The 22,443-nt window shown below is 67.9% G+C and carries 22 protein-coding genes and 4 tRNA genes; 23 read left to right on the forward strand and 3 right to left on the reverse strand.

Annotated features, from left to right (window positions below; genetic code table 11):
• From QM619_RS17015 to QM619_RS17035, 5 genes are all read left to right on the forward strand, one after another.
• A complete protein-coding gene (locus tag QM619_RS17015; RefSeq protein WP_415111560.1) occupies positions 1-330 on the forward strand; it encodes a histone-like nucleoid-structuring protein Lsr2 in 330 nt (109 codons plus the stop codon).
• 1,076 nt (positions 331-1,406) lie between these two features.
• Positions 1,407-2,342: a metal ABC transporter solute-binding protein, Zn/Mn family gene (locus QM619_RS17020; RefSeq protein ID WP_415111562.1), complete on the forward strand. Its 936-nt coding sequence runs from the start codon at positions 1,407-1,409 to the stop codon at positions 2,340-2,342.
• A gap of 53 nt (positions 2,343-2,395) precedes the next feature.
• Positions 2,396-3,211 carry a metal ABC transporter ATP-binding protein gene (locus QM619_RS17025; protein WP_415111564.1) on the forward strand — a complete coding sequence of 272 codons (816 nt, stop codon included), beginning with the start codon at positions 2,396-2,398 and terminating at the stop codon, positions 3,209-3,211.
• Entirely contained in the window at positions 3,208-4,101 is an 894-nt protein-coding gene (locus QM619_RS17030; protein WP_415111566.1) for a metal ABC transporter permease, read from the forward strand. The genes QM619_RS17025 and QM619_RS17030 overlap by 4 nt, the downstream gene beginning before the upstream one ends.
• 22 nt (positions 4,102-4,123) lie before the next feature.
• The gene (locus QM619_RS17035; RefSeq protein WP_415111568.1) at positions 4,124-4,516 is read left to right on the forward strand and encodes a Fur family transcriptional regulator; all 393 of its coding nucleotides are present in this window, start codon (positions 4,124-4,126) and stop codon (positions 4,514-4,516) included.
• A 419-nt stretch (positions 4,517-4,935) separates the two neighbouring features.
• On the opposite strand, the gene QM619_RS17040 is transcribed toward QM619_RS17035, so the two are convergent.
• A tRNA-Val gene (locus QM619_RS17040) sits at positions 4,936-5,007 on the reverse strand.
• A 143-nt stretch (positions 5,008-5,150) separates the two neighbouring features.
• On the opposite strand from QM619_RS17040, the gene QM619_RS17045 reads away from it, so the two are divergent.
• The 3 genes from QM619_RS17045 to QM619_RS17055 all read left to right on the forward strand — a co-directional run bounded on the left by QM619_RS17045 (position 5,151) and on the right by QM619_RS17055 (position 5,414).
• Positions 5,151-5,223: transfer RNA gene (locus QM619_RS17045), tRNA-Gly, on the forward strand.
• Positions 5,224-5,266: 43 nt separating this feature from the next.
• A tRNA-Cys gene (locus QM619_RS17050) sits at positions 5,267-5,337 on the forward strand.
• Between the two features lies 1 nt (position 5,338).
• Positions 5,339-5,414, forward strand: a tRNA-Val gene (locus QM619_RS17055).
• Positions 5,415-5,515: 101 nt separating this feature from the next.
• Here the strand turns inward: QM619_RS17055 and QM619_RS17060 are convergent.
• Positions 5,516-5,719, reverse strand: a complete 204-nt coding sequence (locus QM619_RS17060) for a hypothetical protein (protein ID WP_415111570.1) — start codon at positions 5,717-5,719, stop codon at positions 5,516-5,518.
• 499 nt (positions 5,720-6,218) lie between these two features.
• Between QM619_RS17060 and thrS the strand changes: the two genes are divergently transcribed.
• The 14 genes from thrS to QM619_RS17130 all read left to right on the forward strand — a co-directional run bounded on the left by thrS (position 6,219) and on the right by QM619_RS17130 (position 20,086).
• Complete coding sequence (gene thrS / locus QM619_RS17065; protein ID WP_415111572.1) at positions 6,219-8,240, forward strand: threonine--tRNA ligase; 2,022 nt, start codon at positions 6,219-6,221, stop codon at positions 8,238-8,240.
• A gap of 5 nt (positions 8,241-8,245) precedes the next feature.
• Entirely contained in the window at positions 8,246-8,815 is a 570-nt protein-coding gene (locus QM619_RS17070) for an HIT family protein (RefSeq protein WP_415111574.1), read from the forward strand.
• A gap of 182 nt (positions 8,816-8,997) precedes the next feature.
• Positions 8,998-9,636 (forward strand): CDP-alcohol phosphatidyltransferase family protein, encoded by a 639-nt coding sequence (locus QM619_RS17075; protein WP_415111576.1) that lies wholly within the window; start codon positions 8,998-9,000, stop codon positions 9,634-9,636.
• The gene (locus QM619_RS17080) at positions 9,633-10,445 is read left to right on the forward strand and encodes a DUF881 domain-containing protein (RefSeq protein ID WP_415111578.1); all 813 of its coding nucleotides are present in this window, start codon (positions 9,633-9,635) and stop codon (positions 10,443-10,445) included. Before QM619_RS17075 ends, QM619_RS17080 begins: the two co-directional genes overlap by 4 nt.
• A 12-nt stretch (positions 10,446-10,457) precedes the next feature.
• Positions 10,458-10,790, forward strand: a complete 333-nt coding sequence (locus tag QM619_RS17085; RefSeq protein ID WP_415111580.1) for a small basic family protein — start codon at positions 10,458-10,460, stop codon at positions 10,788-10,790.
• Positions 10,783-11,598: a DUF881 domain-containing protein gene (locus QM619_RS17090; RefSeq protein WP_415111582.1), complete on the forward strand. Its 816-nt coding sequence runs from the start codon at positions 10,783-10,785 to the stop codon at positions 11,596-11,598. Before QM619_RS17085 ends, QM619_RS17090 begins: the two co-directional genes overlap by 8 nt.
• A 119-nt stretch (positions 11,599-11,717) precedes the next feature.
• Entirely contained in the window at positions 11,718-12,098 is a 381-nt protein-coding gene (gcvH, locus tag QM619_RS17095; RefSeq protein WP_415111584.1) for a glycine cleavage system protein GcvH, read from the forward strand.
• A gap of 81 nt (positions 12,099-12,179) precedes the next feature.
• Positions 12,180-12,680 carry an FHA domain-containing protein gene (locus QM619_RS17100; protein ID WP_415111586.1) on the forward strand — a complete coding sequence of 167 codons (501 nt, stop codon included), beginning with the start codon at positions 12,180-12,182 and terminating at the stop codon, positions 12,678-12,680.
• A gap of 5 nt (positions 12,681-12,685) precedes the next feature.
• Entirely contained in the window at positions 12,686-13,381 is a 696-nt protein-coding gene (locus QM619_RS17105) for a MerR family transcriptional regulator (RefSeq protein ID WP_415111588.1), read from the forward strand.
• 8 nt (positions 13,382-13,389) lie between these two features.
• Positions 13,390-13,863 carry a bifunctional nuclease family protein gene (locus QM619_RS17110; protein WP_415111590.1) on the forward strand — a complete coding sequence of 158 codons (474 nt, stop codon included), beginning with the start codon at positions 13,390-13,392 and terminating at the stop codon, positions 13,861-13,863.
• Positions 13,864-14,030: 167 nt separating this feature from the next.
• A complete protein-coding gene (locus QM619_RS17115; RefSeq protein ID WP_415111592.1) occupies positions 14,031-14,618 on the forward strand; it encodes a MerR family transcriptional regulator in 588 nt (195 codons plus the stop codon).
• 176 nt (positions 14,619-14,794) lie between these two features.
• Complete coding sequence (gcvP, locus tag QM619_RS17120; RefSeq protein ID WP_415111594.1) at positions 14,795-17,647, forward strand: aminomethyl-transferring glycine dehydrogenase; 2,853 nt, start codon at positions 14,795-14,797, stop codon at positions 17,645-17,647.
• 205 nt (positions 17,648-17,852) lie between these two features.
• Positions 17,853-18,932 carry a YhjD/YihY/BrkB family envelope integrity protein gene (locus tag QM619_RS17125; protein WP_415111596.1) on the forward strand — a complete coding sequence of 360 codons (1,080 nt, stop codon included), beginning with the start codon at positions 17,853-17,855 and terminating at the stop codon, positions 18,930-18,932.
• Entirely contained in the window at positions 18,929-20,086 is a 1,158-nt protein-coding gene (locus QM619_RS17130; RefSeq protein ID WP_415111598.1) for a pyridoxal phosphate-dependent aminotransferase, read from the forward strand. The genes QM619_RS17125 and QM619_RS17130 overlap by 4 nt, the downstream gene beginning before the upstream one ends.
• A 294-nt stretch (positions 20,087-20,380) precedes the next feature.
• Here QM619_RS17130 and ybaK read toward each other — a convergent pair whose 3' ends face one another.
• Positions 20,381-20,875, reverse strand: a complete 495-nt coding sequence (ybaK, locus tag QM619_RS17135; protein ID WP_415111600.1) for a Cys-tRNA(Pro) deacylase — start codon at positions 20,873-20,875, stop codon at positions 20,381-20,383.
• Between the two features lie 68 nt (positions 20,876-20,943).
• Here ybaK and QM619_RS17140 point away from each other — a divergent pair, with 68 nt between their 5' ends.
• A complete protein-coding gene (locus QM619_RS17140) occupies positions 20,944-22,371 on the forward strand; it encodes a pyridoxal-dependent decarboxylase (protein ID WP_415111601.1) in 1,428 nt (475 codons plus the stop codon).
• Positions 22,372-22,443: the final 72 nt, after the last annotated feature.

Raw genomic sequence — 22,443 nt, forward strand, 5'->3', positions numbered from 1 at the left:
ATGGCGCGTAAGACGGTGGTAACCCATATTGACGACATCGACGGTACGACTGCCGACGAGACAGTCACGTTCTCGCTAGACAAAGTCGACTACGAGATCGATCTCAGCTCGGCCAACGCAGCGGCGCTTCGTGAGGCTCTCAGCGCTTATGTGGGCGCGGCCCGCCGTCTTGGTGGGCAGGCGGCTCGTGGGCGCGGCACGCGTCCGGCGCGGACCGATCCCGAGCAACTCGCCGCAATGCGCCGGTGGGCTCGCGAGAACGGCTTTGAGGTCTCCGACCGCGGTCGGGTCAGCAAGGTCGTCCGCGACGCCTACAACGCCGCGCGGTAGTCGCAGAGCATCGAACTGCTGGGGAGTTGGGCTTCGGCCAGGCTCCCCAGCAGTTCTGTGTGTATAGGGATGTCGGTGCACTCGCCTTGTCTGGAGATGGGTCCCGTTGCTATAGAGGGCTCGCCGGACGAAGCGCAGACGTCGGCCCCGGCCCTGTGTGACCTGTGTTTGGCCTAGTCAGAGGCCTATGGGCAGGGAATCCCCAGTCGATCCGGCCTCCGTCATCATGGAATCCAGCTATTCGTGAGGCAGGGCATGGGCAGACAGGTGGCAAAACGCGACCGGAGCGGCGTCGGTACTCCTGCACTTCTCATACCGCCGTGGGTCGTGCCCGGCGCTCTGGTGCTGCCAGCAACCACGACGGAGCTATCGGCCGACCGTTCTCCGGGCACCGTAATAGCTCTCCACTCACTGCAAGAAGATTCAGCCACTCTGGTCATGACCGCTCACAAAATGCACGGACATAGATCGCCGTGCGACGCGCGCTTCAGTGGCGATCAGCCGCGGGTCCCCCGTTCGCTATAACACGCATCGCACAGTCGGTCGGCTCGTCGAAACCGCCATCCCGCGGTGTGGCAAGACCTCGATGAGCCGCCGGCCTGTCTGGCGGGGCAACTGCGGATTTGCTTCCGTCCGGCACTTCATGTGATGCCCAGCTGGTCCGTCGCTGTCTCGGGCGGTCTCGCCAATGGTAGTCATTCCGCGGACTGTTCGATGACCACGCCGCTATCCGGTGACGGTGGCCCCCTGCGGCCGCGGCTTCACCTATTCCAAAGCGCCGTCACGGGCTCGGTCCACGGCTACCTGCTCGGCAGGACGACGGCAGTGTCGCCTCCAGCAACCTGCGGAAGGACCGGGTGATGTGTCTCCGGACGCCGTCCCCGCCCGCAAGCCTCCGTTGATCGAGCTTGTCGAGATCTTTCCGAAGGGGTCTCAAGCCCGACCCGAGGCTCGATGGGTCTCCAGATGGCCACCGCCTACCGATGTGATGAGAGTAGTTATCATTACCGGAGCACATGAGCAGTAGCTGTGCCGTCCCCAGGTGGTGACCGCCGGCCCGATCAGATTGGACAACCATGAAGCTCACCCGATTCGCACTTCCGCTCGCGGCGGCGGTGGCGGGGCTCGCCCTCGCCAGCTGCTCGTCGCCCACGGCGACGACGTCGCCCAGTTCCTCCGGCAGTCCGAGCGCGAGCACCGCACCGATCGATGTGGTCGCGTCCACCAATGTGTGGGGCGATATCGCCGCGAAGGTCGGCGGTGACAAGGTGAACGTCACCTCGATCATCGACGACCCCGACAAGGACCCGCACGAGTACGAGGCGAGCGCCCAGAACCAGCTGGCGCTGTCCAAGGCGAAGGTCGTGATCGAGAACGGCGGCGGCTACGACGACTTCGTCGACACCATGCTCGCCTCCGCCAAGAACACCTCGGCCACGGTGCTCAACGCCGTCACCATCTCCGGCAAGAAGGCTGCGGCGGGTGAGGAGTTGAACGAGCACGTCTGGTACGACTTCCCGACCGTCGAGAAAGTGATCGACCAGATCCAGTCCTCGTACGCGACCATCGATCCGGCCAGCGCCGACACCTTCGCCAACAACGCCACCCAACTGAAGGGCTCGATCGACGCCCTGGTGAAGAAGGAAGGCGACCTGAAGGCGACCTACAACGGGCAGCCCGTTTCGATCACCGAGCCCGTGCCGCTGTACCTGCTCGAGGCGATCGGCCTGGAGAACAAGACGCCGGACGCCTTCTCCGAGGCGATCGAGGAGGACACCGACGTCGCGCCGGCCGTGCTGCGGGCGACGCTCAAGCTGTACAGCGATCATGCGGTGAAGTTGCTGGCCTACAACGAGCAGACCACCGGTGCTCAGACCGAAGCGGTGCTCAAAGCCGCCAAGGACAACAACGTCCCGGTCGTCGGCGTCACCGAGACCCTGCCCAGCGGCGAGGACTACGTCTCGTGGATGACGAAGAACCTCGACGCCATCGGTGCCGCTCTCGCGAAGTGACAGCGGACGGCGCAACAAAGGCCGCCTCGTCGTCAGCTTCTGGCGACGAGGCGGTGCTCCGCCTGCGCGGTGCCGGCCTGAGCTTCGGTGAGCGGGTGTTGTGGAGCGGCCTGGACCTGGACGTGCATGTCGGCGAGTTCATCGCCGTCCTGGGGGCGAACGGCTCCGGCAAGTCCAGCCTGCTGAAGGCCATCCTGGGCCAGGCGCGGCTGTCCGCCGGAACCGCCGAGTTCCTGGGGCAGCCGATCAGGCGGGGCAATCGCCGGATCGGTTACGTGCCGCAGCAGAAACTCGCCGACGATGGCGTCCCGCTGCGCGCCCAGGACCTCGTCGGTCTCGGTCTGGACGGCCACCGCTGGGGCATTCCACTGCCCAGCCGGTCTCGTGGTGAGCAGGTGGATGCCCTGATCGGCGACGTGAACGCTGAGCGGTACCGGCGTGCGCCGCTGGCCCAGCTCTCCGGCGGTGAGCAGCAGCGGCTGCGAGTGGGTCAGGCCCTCGCCGGCGACCCCCGGCTGCTGTTGTGCGACGAGCCCCTGCTGTCGCTCGATCTCGCCCACCAGCTGATGGTCAGCGAACTGGTGGACGCCGCCCGTCGAGCCCGTCCGCTCGGGGTGCTGTTCGTCACCCACGACATCAATCCGGTGCTGGGCATGGTCGACCGGGTGCTCTACCTGGCCGGTGGGCAGTTGCGGGTGGGGACGCCGGACCAAGTCCTGCGCACCGAGGTGCTCAGCGAGCTGTACGGCTCGCCGGTGGACGTGATCCGCACCCACGGCCGGGTGGTCGTGGTCGGCGCTCCGGACAGCAACCCGCCGCATCACGACACCGGTGGCGCCGTGTCCGCCGGGACGGGGGTGGCCTCGTGACCGGACAGAACTGGTGGTCGCAGCTGTTCGTCTTCGACAACTACGGGGACCTGGTCGCGCTGCTGCACAACTCGATCATCGCCGGTGCCGTCCTCGGTGTCGTCGGCGGCCTGATCGGGGTTTTCGTCGTCGCCCGCGACATGCCGTTCGCCGTCCACGGGATCAGCGAACTGTCCTTCGCCGGGGCGTCCGCCGGGCTGCTGCTCGGCATCGGGGTGGTCGCCGGCGCGCTGGCCGGCTCGGTGCTGGCCGCGCTGCTGATCGGCATCCTCGGTTCCCGGGCGCGGGACCGGAACTCGATCACCGCCGTGCTGATGCCTTTCGGGCTCGGCCTGGGGATTCTCTGCCTGGTGCTCTATCCGGGACGTTCGGCGAACAAATTCGGGCTGCTCACCGGGCAGATCGTGGCCGTCGACGACCCGCAGATCGGGGCGCTGATCGCCATCTCGGCGATCGTGGTGGTCGGCCTGCTGGTGATCTGGCGACCGCTGCTGTTCGCGAGCGTGGACGCCGACGTGGCCGCGGCCCGCGGTGTTCCGACCCGGCTGCTGTCGATCGTGTTCATGCTGCTGCTGGGCCTCGCGGTGGCTGTGTCGGTGCAGATCGTCGGTGCGCTGCTGGTTTTGTCGCTGCTGGTGACGCCGGCTGCCGCGGCGCTCCGGGTCTCGTCCTCACCCTTGCTGGTACCGCTGCTCAGCGTCTGCTTCGCCGTCACCTCGACCGTCGGCGGCATCCTGCTGGCCTTGGGTGGTTCGATCCCGATCAGCCCCTATGTGACGACGATCTCGTTCACCATCTATCTGGTCTGCCAGCTGATCCGGGCCGTTCGCCGCCGGAGCTCGCGACGGGACGCCCGCGCCGCGCGCCAGCTGCTCGCGACGACGCGTTAGCACCCGGTCGGTGGTTCGGCAGATGGTCATCTCGGCGGGCAGGCGGACACCCCAGCACGACACCGTGATCGCGCTGCTTGCCGCCGCGGATCACTTTCTGTCCGCACGGACGATCCGGGACGAGCTGGCCGGCTCGTCACGGCCGGTGAGCCTGGCCACCGTGTATCGGACGCTGCGCGAACTGACCGAAGCCGGAACGGTCGATCGCATTCACAGTTCCACCGGCGAGACGTTGTACCACCTGCGCGATCGCGTCCACGACAGCTACCTGGTGTGCCGCTCGTGCGGGGTCGCCGTCCCGATCAGCACGGATCCCGCCCAGTCGCGGGTCGCGGCAGCAGCGACCGCGCATGGTTTCACCGACGTGACGATCACCGTCGACGTCACCGCGATGTGCCCGGACTGCTCGGCCTGAGCGGTGGCCTCTTCTGCTCGTACGGAAGCGCTGACAGCCAACGCCTCCATCGTTGGTTGAGCCTCAACACCCGCGTCGGAGCGATATTGGGCCTTCCGAAACTTCCCGCAGGTTGTCGTTATGGTTCCGTACAAATCGGGCTTACTGAGAACGATAACTACTACAGCCATCCTGGCGCTGCCGGCCTGAGTCTCCAATCTCTCCCGGTCCGGGGGTGAGCTCCAATGGCGGACGGCCCGCGCCGCGGCGACGTGAGGTGTTGTGGACGTGGGGGATGGCCGCGAGCTGTCGCTTCGCAACGTCGCTGCCAGCGGCTAGCGCGGGGCAGGGTGTCGACATGCTGCACGCATGTTGTGCGCAGACGAAAAAACCCGCTCCGACTTCGGTGTTGCACCTAGTCAGACCGGGTTTGCTCGCGGTGGGCGATACTGGGTTCGAACCAGTGACCTCTTCGGTGTGAACGAAGCGCGCTACCACTGCGCCAATCGCCCGCGGCTGGCAACGATACCCGATCCTGGCCATGGTTCGCACATCGAGGCGTCCTGGCGTCCAACGGTGGACTCGGTTTGCTGACTCTGAGTCAAGGTTGTTAAGGTTGCATCCGCACCGGGGAGCCCACGAGGTCCGGAGGCGCGCGGACGTGGCTCAGTTGGTAGAGCATCACCTTGCCAAGGTGAGGGTCGCGGGTTCGAATCCCGTCGTCCGCTCGGAGTTGGTCTCGTACCTGCCACGGCGAGACCGGTTCTCACCGGTGGAGTGGCCGAGAGGCGAGGCAACGGACTGCAAATCCGTGTACACGGGTTCAAATCCCGTCTCCACCTCGGGCGGTTGGCGCAGTTGGTAGCGCGCTTCCCTGACACGGAAGAGGTCATCAGTTCAAGTCTGGTACCGCCCACCATCGAAATACCTAGCCAGAGCCCGGTCTCCCGCAAAGGGACGCCGGGCTCTCGTGTGTTCATAGGGCCAAGCGTGGGGCCGCGACGGTCGTGCCCGAGCAGCTCAGGCGCCGGCCTGCAGGCCCCTGATCCGCTTCCGCAGCAGCGTCCGCTCGACAGCGCTGAGACCGTCGAGCACATCAATCAGGACGCCGAGTGCGGCCATGCTGTCCAACGCCTTCTCCGCGCCGGCCGGATCCACGCCCCCATACAGATCCAGGCCGACGAAGGCAGCCCCGATCGCACGAGCGAGCGCGTCGAGGTCCACCAGTTCCAGGACGGGGGAACGGGCCAGTAGCGATTCACGGCACGGGGAGGCAGCACCAGCGCTGGACGGCCGCAAAGTCACCCGCAGGGGGGACATTTTCGGCTGGCTGACAACCAGTGGGATTCCTAGAGTCAACTTTGGGGGATACCACAGGAGCCTGACGCGTCGGGGGGCAGCGATCGGGTGCACGTGGTGCAGCGACGGGAGAAGGGCGCTCCGCACGGAGCCATCGCCTTCCTGACTGTGGCTGGTGCCGGGTTCCGGACGGGGGAGCGGAACCCGGCACCAGTTGTACAGGTGTCGCTTTGTACGAGGTGTCGCGTTGCCATGGGGGGCGAGCGCGATGCCAGCCGTGGCGCCGACCTCCGCCGCGAACCGGCTCTGAGCCGGGCGGACGACGATGTCCGGGTTCGCAGGCGGGGGCGGCGGCCGGAATACGGCAGAATGGGTCAGCGCTGCGGACGTCTCCGCGGCACTCATCCCGAAAGGACCAACCACCGTGTCTGCCTCCGTTTCCGTGATCCGCAACGACTCTCGCGAGGTGCGGACGGTGGAGACCACGACTACCGGACTGGACCTGTTCGGCACCGACCGAACCATCGTCGCCATGCGAGTCAACGGCGAACTGCGTGACCTCGCTCGTGGGTTGGCCGACGGCGACGAGGTCGAGGGTGTCGCCATCGACTCCCCGGACGGCCTCAACATCCTGCGGCACTCCACCGGTCACGTCACCGCGCAGGCCGTCCAGGCGCTCTACCCGGCGACCAAGCTGGGCATCGGGCCGTTCATCGCTGACGGCTACTACTACGACTTCGACACCGAGCGTCCGTTCACGCCCGAGGACGTGGCTGCCATCGAGAAGCAGATGAGCCAGATCGTCCGTGAGCGGCAGAAGTTCGTCCGCCGCGTGGTCAGCGAGGACGAGGCGCGCGCCGAACTGGCGTCCGAGCCGTACAAGCTGGAGCTGATCGGCATCAAGGGCAACGCCAGCGAGACCGAGGGCGCTTCGGTCGAGGTGGGCGGCGGCGAGCTGACCATCTACGACAACGTCCGGCGCGACGGATCGGTGGCCTGGAAGGACCTCTGCCGTGGTCCGCACGTCCCGCACACCGGTTACCTGAACGCCTACGCGCTGATGCGGACGTCCGCCGCCTACTGGCGCGGCGATCAGCGCAACGCCCAGCTGCAGCGGGTCTACGGCACCTCGTGGCCGACCCGCGACGACCTGAAGGCGTACAAATTCCGGCTCGAGGAGGCGGCCAAGCGCGACCACCGCAAGCTGGGCGCCGAACTCGACCTGTTCAGCTTCCCCGACGAGATCGGTTCGGGCCTGCCGGTGTTCCACCCCAAGGGCGCGATGATCCGGATGGAGATGGAGGACTACTCCCGGCGCCGGCACGTCGAGGCCGGCTACTCGTTCGTGAACACCCCGCACATCACCAAGGGGCACCTGTTCGAGACCTCCAAGCACCTGGAGTGGTACGCCGACGGCATGTACCCCCCGATGCGGGTCGACGAAGAGCGCGACGAGCACGGCCACGTCACCCGGCAGGGCGCCGACTACTACCTGAAGCCGATGAACTGCCCGATGCACAACCTGGTCTTCGCCAGCCGGGGCCGGTCGTACCGGGAGCTGCCGTTGCGGCTGTTCGAGTTCGGGCACGTGTACCGCTACGAGAAGTCCGGCGTGGTGCACGGCCTGACCAGGGCCCGCGGCTTCACCCAGGACGACGCGCACATCTACTGCACCCGCGACCAGATGAAGGACGAACTGGCCCGGCTGCTGACCTTCGTCCTCGACCTGCTGCGTGACTACGGGTTGGATGACTTCTACCTGGAGCTGTCCACGCGGAATCCGGAGAAGTCGGTCGGCGACGAGCAGACCTGGGAGGACGCCACACGGGTGCTGGCCGAGGTGGCTGAGGCGTCCGGTCTGGACCTGGTGCCCGATCCGGGCGGCGCGGCGTTCTACGGCCCGAAGATCTCGGTGCAGGCCAAGGACGCCATCGGCCGGACCTGGCAGCTGTCCACGATTCAGCTGGACTTCTTCGAGCCCGAGTTGTTCGAGTTGGAGTACACCGCCTCCGACGGCAGCCGGCAGCGTCCGGTGATGATCCACCGTGCTCTGTTCGGCTCGATCGAGCGGTTCTTCGGCGTGCTGCTGGAGCACTACGCCGGTGCGTTCCCGGCCTGGCTGGCACCCGTCCAGGTGATCGGCCTGCCGGTCGCCGAGGAGTTCAACGGGTATCTGTCCGGCGTCCTCGACCAGCTGGCCGCCCGTGGCATCAGGGTCGAGCTGGACGCCTCCGACGACCGGTTCGGCAAGAAGATCCGCAACGCGTCCAAGTCGAAGGCGCCGTTCGTGCTGATCGCCGGTGAGGCCGACCGCGACGCCGGTGCGGTGTCGTTCCGCTTCCGGGACGGCTCGCAGCGCAACGGCGTCCCGATCGACGAGGCGGTGCAGACCGTCGTCGACTACGTCGCCGGCCGCGCCAACGCCGACCCGACCGCCGAAGGCTGAGCGTCATGGCGTCCGGCCCGGAGGAGCTCGTCGTGGAATCTCCCGATGAGCGTCCTGGGGCGCCGGACGCCTTCCAGCGGCTCTGGACGCCGCACCGGATGGTCTACATCGGTGGCGAGAACAAGCCGACGGACAGCACCGAGAAGCAGTGCCCGTTCTGCCGGGCGCCCGGACGCGGTGACGACGACGGCCTGATCGTGCACCGCGGTGCCGTCGCCTATGTGGTGCTGAACCTGTACCCGTACTCGCCCGGCCACCTGCTGATCTGCCCCTACCGGCATGTCTCCGACTACACCGACGCAACCCCTGAGGAGGTCGCCGAGATCGCCGCGCTGACCCGGCGGGCGATGACCGTGATCCGCGAGGTCAGCCGTCCGGCCGGATTCAACATCGGCATCAACCAAGGCCAAGTAGCCGGTGCCGGCATCGCCGCCCACCTGCATCAGCACGTCGTGCCACGCTGGCTCGGCGACGCCAACTTCCTGCCGATCGTCGCGCAAACCAAGGCAGTCCCCCAGTTGCTCGCGGATACCCGCTCGCTGTTGGCGGACGCCTGGACGACCACCGCCGGCTGAACGTCGAAAACGCTCTACCGGATCTCGACAAGCTCAATCGGCGGTGGTCCGAAAAGGAACCGTCCCCAGCGGTGGCACGAAAGAACCGTCCCCGCTGACCGAAGGAACCGTCCCCGGTGACCAAGAGAACCGTCCCGACGATGGGCGCGAAGGAGTGTCGGCGACCCCACTAGTCTGGGGACGTGTCATCCGGCGAGCCCTACGACACCGAACGAATCCTCACCCTGCCCAACGTGCTGAGCTTCGTCCGGCTGCTCGGCGTGCCCTTCTTCCTGTGGCTGCTGCTGGTGCGCGAATACGATCTGCTGGCCGTGGCCGCGCTGGCCTTCCTGGGTGCCACCGATTGGGTCGACGGCTACATCGCCCGCAAGTGGAACCAGCGGTCGAAGCTCGGCCAGGTGCTCGATCCGCTGGCCGACCGGCTCTACATTCTGGCGACGCTGATCGGTCTGGCCATTCGCGAGATCATCCCGTGGTGGATGGTCGCCGTGCTGCTTGCCCGTGACGCGGTGATGGCCGCCGTGGTGTTGCCGTTGCTGCGCCGCCGCGGTTTCATCAGCCTGCCCGTGCATTTCCTGGGCAAGACGGCCACCTTCTCGCTGCTGTACGCCTTCCCGATGGTGTTGCTGGGTGCCGGCGTCGAACCGTGGGCGATGGCGTTCCGGGTGATCGGGTGGGCGTTCGCCCTGTGGGGCGCCGCGCTCTACTGGTGCGCCGGGTTGATGTACCTGGGCCAGACCCTGGATGTGCTGCGCCGGTTCCCGCCGGTCGGCAAGGGTGACCGGCCCTCGACGACGGCCGCAGTGACCGGCGCAGGATGAACCGTCCCGTCGAAGGCAGCGTGCGGCGTCCGCGGCGAGTGGACGCCAGTATGGACCTGCTCACCGATCTCTACCGCGATGCGCTGGACCCTGGCTACCGCGCCGCGTCTCCCCGTCGGCGGCGCTGGTGGCTGATGGGTCTGGTGGCCGCCGTGATCGGGCTGATGATCGGGACGTCGATCGCCGACGGGCTGCGTGCCGCACCGGCCGAACAGACCGAACGCGACCAGCTGGTGCAGCGGGTGATGGACGCCGCCGCGGCAAACGACGCCCAGCGCGCCAAGGTCGCTGAGCTCCAGCGGCAGAATCAGGCGCTGTCCAAGGATGCGCTGGCCAAAGACCCGGCCGCGGCGGAGGTGCAGCGGCAGCTCGATCTGTTGGCGCCGACCACCGGCATGCAGGCGGTGACCGGACCGGGGGTCGTGCTGACTGCCGACGACGCTGACGATTCGGGCAGCCGGGGCAGCAAAGTGGTGGACGTCGACATTCGGCAGGCGGTCAACGGGCTGTGGCGATCCGGTGCCGAGGCGATCGCGGTCAATGGTCACCGGCTGTCGGCGCGGACCGCCATCCGGGGTGCCGGGGACGCCATCACCGTCGACTACCGGTCGCTCGCCAGGCCATACCGCATCGAGGCGATCGGCGATCCGGGGGCCCTGCTGCGTGCCTTCCCGAGCACACAGGGCGGCGCCTGGTGGGCCTACCTGAAACAGAACTTCGGCATTCGGTACGACCTGATCTCGGCGGGTAGTCTGCGGCTCAACGCCGACCCCGGTCTGGGAGTCCGCAGTGCCGAACGGATGCCGTGAGGGGGTGACGCCATGTTCGCGATCGTCGGCCTGATCCTCGGGATCGCCTTGGGCATCCTCTTGGAGCCGACCCTGCCGGCCGGCCTGCAGCCCTATTTGCCGATCGCGATCGTGGCCGCGTTGGACGCCCTGTTCGGCGGGTTCCGCGCCTACCTGGAACGCATCTTCGACGACAAGGTGTTCGTCGTCTCGTTCACCTCGAATGTGCTGATCGCGGCGCTCATCGTCTGGGTGGGAGACCAGATCGGCGTGGGTGCGCAGCTGTCCACCGCGGTGGTGGTGGTGCTCGGCATCCGCATCTTCACCAACGCCGCGGCGATCAGAAGGGCCCTGTTCCATGCCTGAGCCGGACGCCGACTCGCCGGCGCTGCGGGCCGCCGGGCCTGTGCCTGCCCGGTCTGCGGCCGGAGTCGCGCGCCGGGTCGCGCAAGATCCGGTCGGCTGGCGTGAACTGCTGGGGGATTTCCTCAAGCCGGGCCGGGCGCAGGTGATCTTCGCCGCGATCCTGCTGATCTGCGGGCTGGCCGTGGCCATGCAGGTGCGCAGCCAGAACTCGGAGACCGACTATTCGACGCTGCGCCGGGCGGACCTCGTCCAACTCCTGGACGACCTGACCGCGCAGAGCCGGCGTCTTGAGGCAGAGATCGCCAACCTGGAGGCCACCCAACGTCAGCTGCAGAGCGGCGTCGACTCCGAACAGGTCGCCCGCGAAGAGGCCCAGCGCAGGCTCGACGTCCTCGCCATTCTGGGCGGCACCGCGCCCGCCGAGGGCCCCGGCGTCCGGATCACCATCGCCGACCCGCAGCAGAAGGTCACCGCCGAACTGCTGCTGAACACCGTCGAAGAGATGCGGGACGCCGGCGCCGAGGTGATCGCGATCAACGGCACGATCCGGGTGGTGGCGTCCACCTGGTTCGGGTCCGGCGCCGACGGTTCGCTGCAGGTGAACGGCGAACCGATCACCCGGCCGATCACCATGGAGGTGATCGGCGACCCGCACGCGCTCACCGAGGCCGCCCAGTTCAGCGGCGGCGTGGTCAGCGAGGTCGAGGGCTCCCGGATCGGCGGCACGGTCGACATCTCCACCGAGAATGTGCTGACCATCACCGCCGTGGTGACACCGCCGGCCAACCGGTTCGCGAAGCCTGCCTGAGCAGGTTCGCCGACTGCGTTCGCTTCCTGTCGGCACCCGGCACACGATGCCGGGAACTGGGTAGTGTGTGCGCAGGATGCCTCGCATCCGCCCCGTCCGCCCCGGCCAAGGAGTCCGCTGTGTATCCCGAGGATCTGAAGTACACCGATAAGCACGAATGGGTGCGGACCGGCAACGGCTCCACCGTTCGGGTCGGCATCACCTCCTTCGCCGCCGACGCGCTGGGGGACGTGGTGTACGTGTCTCTGCCGCAGGTCGGCGAAGAGGTCGCCAAGGACGACGCCTGTGTCGAGGTGGAATCCACCAAGAGCGTCTCGGACGTGTTCTCCCCGGCCTCGGGTGTCATCACCTCGGTCAACGAACTCCTGAACACCACCCCAGAGGTGATCAACTCCGACCCGTACGGCGACGGTTGGATGTTCGAGATCGAGGTGAGCGACCCGTCCGAGTTGGACGACGCCCTCGACTCGGACGCCTACGCCGACTTGACGGAAGAGTAGCGAACCGTCAACCTCTGGTTTAGCCTGAGGTTGCACTCCTTTTACCTAGCCACCCCGCGTTCGCGCAGAAAGGTCTGGACGATGATCAAGTGCCCCGCTTGTGGACACGACAACCCGGACACCAGCAATTTCTGCGCCAATTGCGGGGCCTCGCTGGCGCATGGCGTCGGCAGCGGTGACACCACGCGGGTCGGCCCGGTGATCGACGCCGCCGTCCCCGACGAACCGATCGGCGAGGACCTCAGCCCGGACGACCTCCGCGCGATCTCGATGCTGCCGGCCGACTCGGCGCTGCTGATCGTCCGTCAAGGTCCTGCCGCCGGTGCCCGGTTCCTTATCAACTCCGACGTCACGACGGCCGGACGCCATCCGCGCTGCGACATCTTCCTCGACGACATCACGGTGTCCCGCAACCATGCCCGGCTGGTCCGCCGCGACGGCCACGTCTGGGTCGAGGACGAGAACAGCCTCAACGGCACCTATGTGAACAAGGCGTTGATCGACGCGCCGACGGCGCTGCGGCGCGGCGACGAGGTCCAGATCGGCAAATTCCGGATGCTCTTCTTCACCCACCCCGGCTGACCCGTATGGCTTACGGACTACGCAGCATCGGTCAGGTTCTCGCGGTACTCAAAGAGGACTTCCCGGACATCTCCATCTCCAAGATCCGTTTCCTGGAGAGCGAGGGCCTGATCGCACCCGAACGGGCTCCGTCCGGCTACCGGCGCTACGCCGAATCCGACATCGCCCGGTTGCGGTACATCCTCACCGTGCAGAAGTCGCACTATCTGCCGCTGAAGGTGATCCGTGAGCACCTGGAGGCGATCGACCGAGGCGAAGATCCGCCTCGGCTCGAGCCGCTCACCGGCGGTGCCGCGGCCACGGTGCCGGCTGCGCAACTGGCCGGCAACGGGCAGCAGCGCAACACCAAGCGTCCAATCCGGATCACCCGGCGCGAACTGCTCGAACTGAGCGGATTGTCCGAGGCGAACCTGGCCGAGTTGGAGCGGCACGCGCTGGTGAACCCGCGGCGCGGCACGGTCTACTACGGCCGGGACGCCCTGACCATCGCCGTGGCTGCGCGGAAACTGGCTGCGTACGGAATGGACGCCCGCCACCTGCGGGTGGTCAAGCAGGCGGCCGAACGCGAAGTCGGCCTGATCGAACAGGCCATCACGCCGCATCTGCGCCGTAGCCAGACTTCTCAGCAGTTGTCCAAGGAGGTCATGCAGTTGGTGATGCATGCCCACGCGGCGATCATGCGATCGACGATGCCCCAGTAGGTGAAGCGATGCGCGAATTGAGTGTCGTGGAGGTCCGGCTCGACGCCGAGGCTGCGTCGCCGATGCTGATCCTGAAAGAGGTGGATGGGAAGCGACAGGTGGCGATCTGGATGACGGCCGCCGCGGCGTCCGGAATTCTGGGGGCGCTGCAGGAGCCCGACCCCGATCATCCGTCCAGCCACGAACTGATCCTGGCGCTGATCGAGAGCTTCGGCGGCGAGGTGTCGGTGGCGCACATCGTCGGGCATCAGGAGGGCGTGTTCTATGCCGAGCTGATCGTCGACGGGCGTCCGGTCAATGCTCGGCCCTCCGACGCGATCGCGGTCGCGTTGCGGGCCGGGGTGCCGATCAAGATCGCCGAGGGGGTGCTGGACGCCGTCGGCGTCGTCCCCGAGCCCACCGAGGACGAACCCCCAAGTGAAGACCAGGTGGAACAGTTTCGGCAGTTCCTCGACTCGGTCAATCCCGACGATTTCGAGTAGGCGCCCGGCGGCAGGCGGGGGAGCCATTCACAACCCTGAGGTTTAGGTGGAGGGTTGGCAGCAGGGACCGGTGATTGGCGGCGTGTCGTTGACCGTCCAGCCGATGCGGATTTAGCGTCGTAGCGGACGACAGCCCGACCGGGAACCAGGGAGGGCACCGACAAGCAGTGAAGGCGGATGAAGTGAACGGTCTGGACGAGGCGGCGGAGCATCCCGTGGATGCGCAGGATCTGCTCTTCGACGGTGACTTCGCGCCGCTTCCCGAGGACGTTGGCTTCCGTGGGCCGGTGGCCTGCCGGGCGGCTGAGATCACCTACCGCCAGCTCGACTACTGGGCCCGCACCGGGCTGGTGGTGCCGCAGGTCCGCGACGCCAGCGGATCGGGCACCCAGCGGCTGTACGGCTTCCGCGACATCCTGTTGCTCAAGGTGATCAAGCGGCTGATCGATGCCGGCATCTCGCTACAGCAGATCCGCACCGCGATCGACCATCTGCGCGCCCGCGGCGTCCAGGACCTCACCGAGGTGACCCTGATGAGCGACGGCGTCTCGGTTTACGAATGCACCTCCGACGACGAGGTGATCGACCTGTTGCGTGGTGGCCAGGGCATGTTCGGCATCGCTTTGGGAGGCGTCTGGCGCGACATCGAAGGCAGTCTGTCGACGCTGCCCAGCGAACGCGCCCAGGACGAGGAGGCGGCTGCGGCTCCCACCGATGAGCTGTCCCGCCGTCGCCGCGCCCGCGTCGCCGGCTGACCCTTCCCAACCCTCCGCACTCCCTGACCCCTCCGCCGCCCCCCTTCGTTACGATTCGCGATCGCGCCTGATGACAGTGGGGACGGGCGGATGTCGGTGGGCGGCGCGATGACGGCTTGGGATAGTTTGGATCCCTGGCGGCGTCGGACGTCGGAGCGGACAACAGGAGAGCGTGGATGGTTGCCTTCACCACTCGTCACATCGGGGCTGTCGGGGAGGATCGGGCGAAACTGCTGGAGGTCGTCGGCTATCGGTCGCTGGACGAGTTGACCGCGGCGGCCGTGCCGTCTGGGATCGCGCTGCACGGCCCGCTGAACCTCCCGGCAGCCCTGGACGAGGCGGCTGCGGCCACCGAACTGGCCGGGTTCGCCGCCGCCAACCGTCCGCGCCGAGCGATGATCGGGCTCGGCTACCACGGCACCATCACGCCGCCGGTGATCCGCCGCAACGTGCTCGAGAACCCCGCCTGGTACACCGCGTACACGCCGTACCAGCCTGAGATCAGCCAGGGGCGCCTCGAGGCGCTGCTCAACTTCCAGACCATGATCACCGACCTGACCGGGCTGCCCACCGCCGGCGCCAGCCTGCTGGACGAGGGCACCGCCCTCGCCGAGGCGATGGCGCTGGCCCGGCGGGTGACCCGCAAGGGCTCGGTGTTCCTGGTGGATGCCCAGGTGCTGCCGCAGACGCTCGCCGTCGTCCGGACCCGTGCCCTGGCCACCGGCGTCGACGTGGTGGTCGTCGACGGCGATCTGGTCGAGGCGCTGCAGACCCACGAGGCGTTCGCGATCGTCGTCCAGGTGCCCGGTGCGGACGGCGGACTGCGCAGCGCCGACGAGCTGCGGGCGATCGCGGCCTCCGCGCACGACAACAACGCCTCGGTGATCGCCGCTGCCGATCTGCTGGCGCTCACCCTGGTCACCTCTCCCGCCGAATGGGGTGCCGACATCGCCGTCGGCAGCACCCAGCGGTTCGGCGTCCCGTTGTTCTACGGCGGGCCGCACGCGGCCTACATGGCTGTCCGGGAGGGCCTGGAGCGGCAACTGCCCGGACGCTTGGTGGGCCTGTCCAGGGATGCCGACGGCACCCCAGCGTTGCGGCTCGCGCTGCAGACCCGCGAGCAGCACATTCGGCGCGACCGAGCCACGTCCAACATCTGCACCGCGCAGGTGCTGCTGGCCGTCGCGGCGTCCATGTACGCGGTGTACCACGGCCCGCACGGCCTGCGGGCGATCGCCGAAGGCATCCATGACAAGGCGCGACGCCTGGCCGCCGCGCTGTCGGAGGTCGGCGAGCTGAGCGCCACGTCGTTCTTCGAGACGATCACCGTGCGGGTGCCGGGCCGGGCCGAGCAGGTCGTCGCCGCAGCCGCGGACGGCGGCGTGCACCTGCGCTTGGTCGATGCCGACCGGGTGGGCATCAGCATCGGCGAGGACGCCACCGAGTCCGATCTCGCCGCGGTCGCCGACGCATTCGGTGCAGCCGGGCCAGGGGAGAGCCGGCTCGGCGACCTGGCCGGCCATCACCGCGCCGTCGACTACCTGAGCCATCCGGTGTTCAACAGCCGGCACAGCGAGACCGAGATGCTGCGCTACCTGCGCACCCTGGCCGACCGCGACTTCGCCCTCGACCGGGGCATGATCCCGCTCGGTTCCTGCACCATGAAGCTGAACCCGACCACGTCGATGGAGGCGATCGGCCTGCCCGGGTTCGCGAACCTGCACCCGTTCGCGCCGGCGTCCGATGCCCAGGGCTATCTGGCCATGATCGACACGCTGTGCGATGCGCTGGCCGAGATCACCGGCTACGACCGGGTCTCGGTGCAGCCCAACGCCGGTAGTCAGGGCGAGTTCGCCGGACTGATGGCGATCCGCTCCTACCATCTGGCCAACGGTGACGAGCAGCGCACCGTGTGTCTGATTCCGGCGTCCGCGCACGGCACCAATGCGGCGTCCGCGGTGATGGCGGGGATGAAGGTGGTGGTGGTGAAGACCGCGGGCGACGGCTCGGTCGACCTGGCCGACCTGCGCGCCAAGGTGGCGGCCAACGCCGACACGCTGGCGGCGATCATGGTCACCTACCCTTCCACCCACGGCGTCTACGAGGACACCATCGGCGAACTGTGCGCGCTGGTGCACGACGCCGGCGGCCAGGTCTACGTGGACGGCGCCAACCTGAACGCTCTGCTCGGACTGGCCCGGCCGGGGAAATTCGGCTCCGACGTCAGCCACCTCAACCTGCACAAGACCTTCGCCATCCCGCACGGCGGCGGTGGTCCCGGCGTCGGACCGGTCGCCGTCCGGGCACATCTGGCCCCCTATCTGCCGTCCCATCCGCTGCTGGAGGAGGCCGGCCCGGCCACGTCCTACGGCCCGGTCAGTGCGGCGCCGTTCGGCTCGGCCGGCGTCCTGCCGATCAGCTACGCGTTCATCGCGATGCTCGGCGCGGACGGCCTGCGCGAGTCGGGGCAGTCGGCGGTGCTGGCCGCCAACTACATCGCGAAGCGGATCGGCGGGCATTACCCGATCCTCTACACCGGAACGGACGGCCTGGTCGCGCACGAGTGCATCGTCGACCTGCGTCCGCTCACCAAGGCCACCGGGGTGACCGTGGACGACGTCGCCAAGCGGCTGATCGACTACGGGTTCCACGCACCGACGATGAGTTTCCCGGTGGCCGGCACGCTGATGATCGAACCGACCGAGTCCGAGTCGAAGGCCGAACTGGACCGGTTCTGTGACGCGATGATCGCGATCCAGGCCGAGGCGGACGCCGTGGCGGCGGGGGAGTGGCCAGCCGACGACAACCCGCTGCACAACGCGCCGCACACCCAAGCAAGGGTGATCGCCGACGAGTGGACGCATCCGTACTCGCGCACCCTGGCCGCCTACCCGGGCGGGCTGCGGCTGGGCAGCATCGGTACGGGGGCGACCGACAAGTACTGGCCGGCCAGCGCCCGGATCGACGGCGTCTTCGGCGACCGCAACCTGGTCTGCTCCTGCCCGCCGGTCAGCAGCTACGGCGAGTAGCCGGGCCCCGACCACGGCACAGGTCGGCGCTCGGGTCAGTCGTCCCGGACTTGATCACGTCATCCCGGCGTGCGCCGGGATGACGTGGGCCCAATTCGCCGGGATGACGTGGCTCGATTCGCGGGAGGACCCGCCCATAACGGTGTGGGCTCTCCGGTTGGCCCGCGGCTAGGCTGAACGCATCCGCTCGACGAGAGGACGGCCCATGCCGGAGTGGCTCGAGAAGCTGAAGGAGAAGCCCGCGATCGCCCATCTGTGGCGAACGCAGGAACGGTTCACCGCACGGCTGGGGAACCAGTTCGCGGGTGCGATCACCTACTTCTCCGTCTTGTCGATCGTGCCGGTGCTGATGTTCGGATTCTCTGTGCTCGGCATGGTGCTGACCGTGCTGCGTCCCGACCTGCTGGATGCAGTCCGCGACCTGGTCAAACAGGAGTTCAAGAACGCTCCGCTGGGCGAGCAGGTGATCTCCATCATGGAGAACGCGCTGCGCAACTGGGCGACCCTGACCATCGTCGCCGTCGCGGTGTTCGCCTGGTCGGGGGCGAACTGGGTGGCGAACCTGAAGAGCGCCATCCGGGCCCAGCTGCGTCCGACCCTGGACGTCGCCGAGCAGAAGGCGAACATCGTCGTCGAGACGCTGAAGAACATCGCCATCCTGCTGACGTTGCTGGTGACGATCCTGGCCATGTTCGCGCTGTCCACGGTTGCCACCGTCCTCACCGGCAGCATCATCGAATGGCTGCATCTGCCGGCCAGCATCGTGACCACCCTGCTGTTGCGCCTGGTGCCGATCCTGGTCAACATCGCGGTCGGCACCGCGCTCTTCGCGTTCCTCTACTGGGTGTCCTACCAGCAGCCGATCCCGCGAAAGATCTGGCTGACCGGGGCCCTGATCGGGTCGCTCGGTCTGGCTGTCCTGCAGGTCACCGCCACCACGGTCTCTGGCCTGTTCTCGGGCAATGCCGCCGCCAATGTCTTCGGCCCGATCATCATCGCGATGCTGTTCCTCAACCTGTTCGCCACCCTGATTCTGCTGATCGCGGCGTGGATGGCCTCCTACGATCCGTCGCCGGTCTACCGCTCTCCGCTGGCCCACGATGTGGCCGATCCGCCGGCCGAGCTGGTGGATCCGCTGCCGAGTGTGCCGCGGTCGGTCGCCGAGCGGGCGATTCGGGTCGGGATGGGCACCGGCTGGGTGATGGGCGCCGCCACCGGAGTCGGACTGGGGGCGATCATCGCGGCCACGATCGCCTGGTTCCGTCGCGTTCTGCATCGGCCATGAGTCCGCGGGCGTCGGTGCGGGGAGGGATCGAGCCCTTCCATGTGATGGAGGTGCTGAAGGCTGTCGCGGCCAGGCGGCTGAGCCATGACGATGTGGTGCTGCTGTGCGTCGGACAGCCGGCGACTTCGGCACCCGCGCCGGTGCTGGCGGCCGCCGAGCGAGCGTTGCGGGCCGACACCCTGGGCTACACCGAGGCGGTCGGTACCCTCGGCTTCCGGCGAGCAATCGCCGCCCACTACCGCGCGCAGTACGGCACCGACATCGATCTGGACGCCGTCGTCGTCACCACCGGGTCGTCCGCCGGCTTCCTGCTGACCCTGCTCGCGGCTTTCGATCCGGGCGATCTGGTGGCGGTCACCCGTCCGGGCTATCCGGCGTATCGCAATGACGTGCTGGCCGCCGGATGCCGGCTGCTGGAGCTTTCTTGCGGCCCCCAAACCCGCTATCAGCCGACTGCTGAGCTGCTGGCGGGGCTGCCGGAGAAGCCGGTCGGCCTGGTGCTGGCCAGCCCCGCCAACCCCACCGGCACCATCATCGATGCGGACGAACTGGCGGCGCTCAGCCGGTGGTGCGCTGCCAACGACGTCCTGCTGATCAGCGACGAGATCTATCATGGGATCAGCTTCGGACGCCCGACGCACTCGGCCTGGGAGTACAGCCGCGACGCCGTCGTGGTCGGCTCGCTGAGCAAGTACCAGTCGATGACGGGCTGGCGGATCGGCTGGCTGTTGCTGCCCGAGGCGCTGCGGCGTCCGGTCGAATTGCTCCAGGGCAACCTCGCCATCTGCGCCCCGGCCATCTCCCAGGCCGCCGGCCTCGCCGCGTTCGGTCCGGACGCCCGCGCCGAACTGGGCGCCCACGTCCGCCGCTATGCCGCCAACCGGGACATCCTGCTGGAGCGGCTGCCCGAGCTGGGTATCACCGCCTTCGCGCCGCCCGATGGCGCCTTCTACGCCTGGTGCGATATCGGGCACCTCACCGACGATTCGCAGACCTGGTGTGCGGACGTCCTGGCCGCCACCGGTGTGGCGCTGGCGCCTGGCATCGACTTCGACCCGGTCGACGGACACCGCTTCATGCGGCTGTCGTTCTGCGGCATGTCCGAGGAACTCACCGAAGGAATCGACCGGCTGGTCCGCTACCTGCGGCGGTGACGGCGGCGTTCCTGGGTCGAGCCTGCCCGAGACCTCGTCATCCCGGGTGTCCGTCATTCCGGACTTGCTCCGGATCTCGGCGAATGACGCTCGATTCTGGATGAGATCCCGGCGTTCGCCGGGATGACGTACGTACACATGGGATGACGTGCATGTTCGCGGACGATCGTGCACGTCAGCGGGGGACGGTCGTGCGCGTTCGCCAGGACGAGTGCACGTTCGTCGGCATGATGGGTGGCCGTGCCGGCGCGATGTCGATGCTGCCGTACGAGGCGAGTCGTCCGTTGGTGCCGCTCAGCGGGCGATGTCGCCCCAGGTGGCGCCGGTGATGGCGAGCAGATCCTCAGGTGCCAACTCGACCTGCAGGCCGCGCTTGCCGGCCGACAGGAAGATGGTGTCGAACAGCTGAGCGGTCTCGTCCACGACGGTGGGCAGCGGGGTCTTCTGAGCGATCGGCGAGATGCCGCCGACCACATATCCCGAGCTCCGGGACGCCTCGGCCGGCTTCGCCATCGTTGCCTTCTTGGCGCCGACCGCCGCCGCGAAGGCTTTCAGGTCGAGCTGCCCGGCGACCGGGACGATGCCGACCGCCAGCGGCGGGCGTCCGATGCCGACGTCGACGACCAGCGTCTTGAAGATCCGCAACTCGTCGACGCCCAGCTCGCGTGCCGCCTCGGCGCCGAAATCCCGGCTGTCCTCGTGGTGGGTGTAAGCATGCAGAGTGAAGGCGATGCCCGCCGCGGAAAGCGCGTCGGTAGCGGGCGTCCCGCCCACGTTCTTCCCGGCCACGGGGCTACCGTAGTGCTGATCCGGACATTGCGCCTTGTCGTGCCGTAGGGCGCCGATAGGTTGGAGCCGTGGATGCAGAGGAGTTCCGGGCCCACGGCCACCGCTTGATCGACTGGATCATCGACTATCACGCCAGCGTCGGCACGCTGCCGGTTCAGGCGCAGGTCGCCCCCGGCGAGGTCGCGGCGAAACTGCCCGAGCATCCCGGCGACCCGGACGGTTTCGATGCCCTGCTCGCCGATCTCGATCGCGTGGTCGTGCCGGGTTTGACCAACTGGCAGCATCCCGGTTTCTTCGCCTGGTTCCCGGCCAACACCGGCTACCCGGCGATCCTGGCCGAACTGGTCTCTGCGGGGTTGGGGGTGCAGGGGATGAGTTGGGCCAGCAGTCCGGCGGTCACCGAGGTCGAGACCCGGATGATGGACTGGATGGTCGACCTGCTCGGGCTCCCGGACGCCTTCCGCAGCACCAGCGCCCACGGTGGCGGCGTCATCCAGGGCTCGGCCAGCGAGGCCACGCTGACCTCGGTCGTGGCGGCTAGGTACCGGGCCACCAAGGGCGCGGTGAATACCGACTCCGACACCACCAAGCTGGTCGCCTATGCCACCTCACAAGCGCATTCGTCGATCGAGAAGGGGCTGCGAATCGCCGGGATCGGCACCGACCACCTGCGCGTGGTGGCGCACGACGAGAACTTCGCGATGCGTCCGGACGCCCTGGCCGAGGCGATCACCGCCGACCGGGCCGCCGGGCTGGTGCCGTTCTGGGTCTGTGCCACGATCGGCACGACGAACTCGCTGGCGATCGACCCGATGCGTGCCGTCGGCGAGATCGCCCGGCGCGGGGGATTGTGGCTGCACGTGGACGCCGCGATGGCCGGTATCGCCACCCTCTGCCCGGAGCTGCGATGGCTGAACGACGGGCTCGAATTGGCCGACAGTTACGGCACCAATCCGCATAAGTGGATGGGCGTCACCTTCGACTGCAATCTCTTCTACACCGCCGACCGGGCCAGCCTGCTGGGTGCGCTGAGCATCTTGCCGGAATATCTGCGGACGGCGGCCGCCGAGACCGGCGCGGTGATCGACTACCGCGACTGGCAGGTGCCGCTGGGACGCCGGTTCCGGGCGCTCAAGCTCTGGTTCACGCTGCGCCTCGAGGGCGTCGCCCCGGTGCAACAGATGATCCGCGACCAGCTCGCCTGGACGTCCGAACTGGCCGATCGGGTGGCCGCCGACGACCGGTTCGTGATCCTCGCCCCGCACCCGCTCAACCTGCTCTGCCTGGCGCTGCGGGCCGGTGACCAGGCCACCACCGACCTGATCGAGCGGGCCAATGCCTCCGGCACCGCGATGTTCACCCGCACCGTGCTCGGTGACCGGGTCGCACTGCGGTTCTCGATCGGTTCCAGGAACACCACCCGGGACGACGTGCTGGCCGGCTGGCGGCTGCTCCAGGAGCTCGCCAACCGACCGGGGACGGTTCTCGACGGTTGAAATTCGATTGTCGGGGACGGTTCTCGTCGGTTGATTTTCGACCACCGAGAACCGTCCCCGATGAGCGAAACT

It is taken from the genome of Micropruina sp. (assembly GCF_047606665.1).
Taxonomy (GTDB): domain Bacteria; phylum Actinomycetota; class Actinomycetes; order Propionibacteriales; family Propionibacteriaceae; genus Micropruina.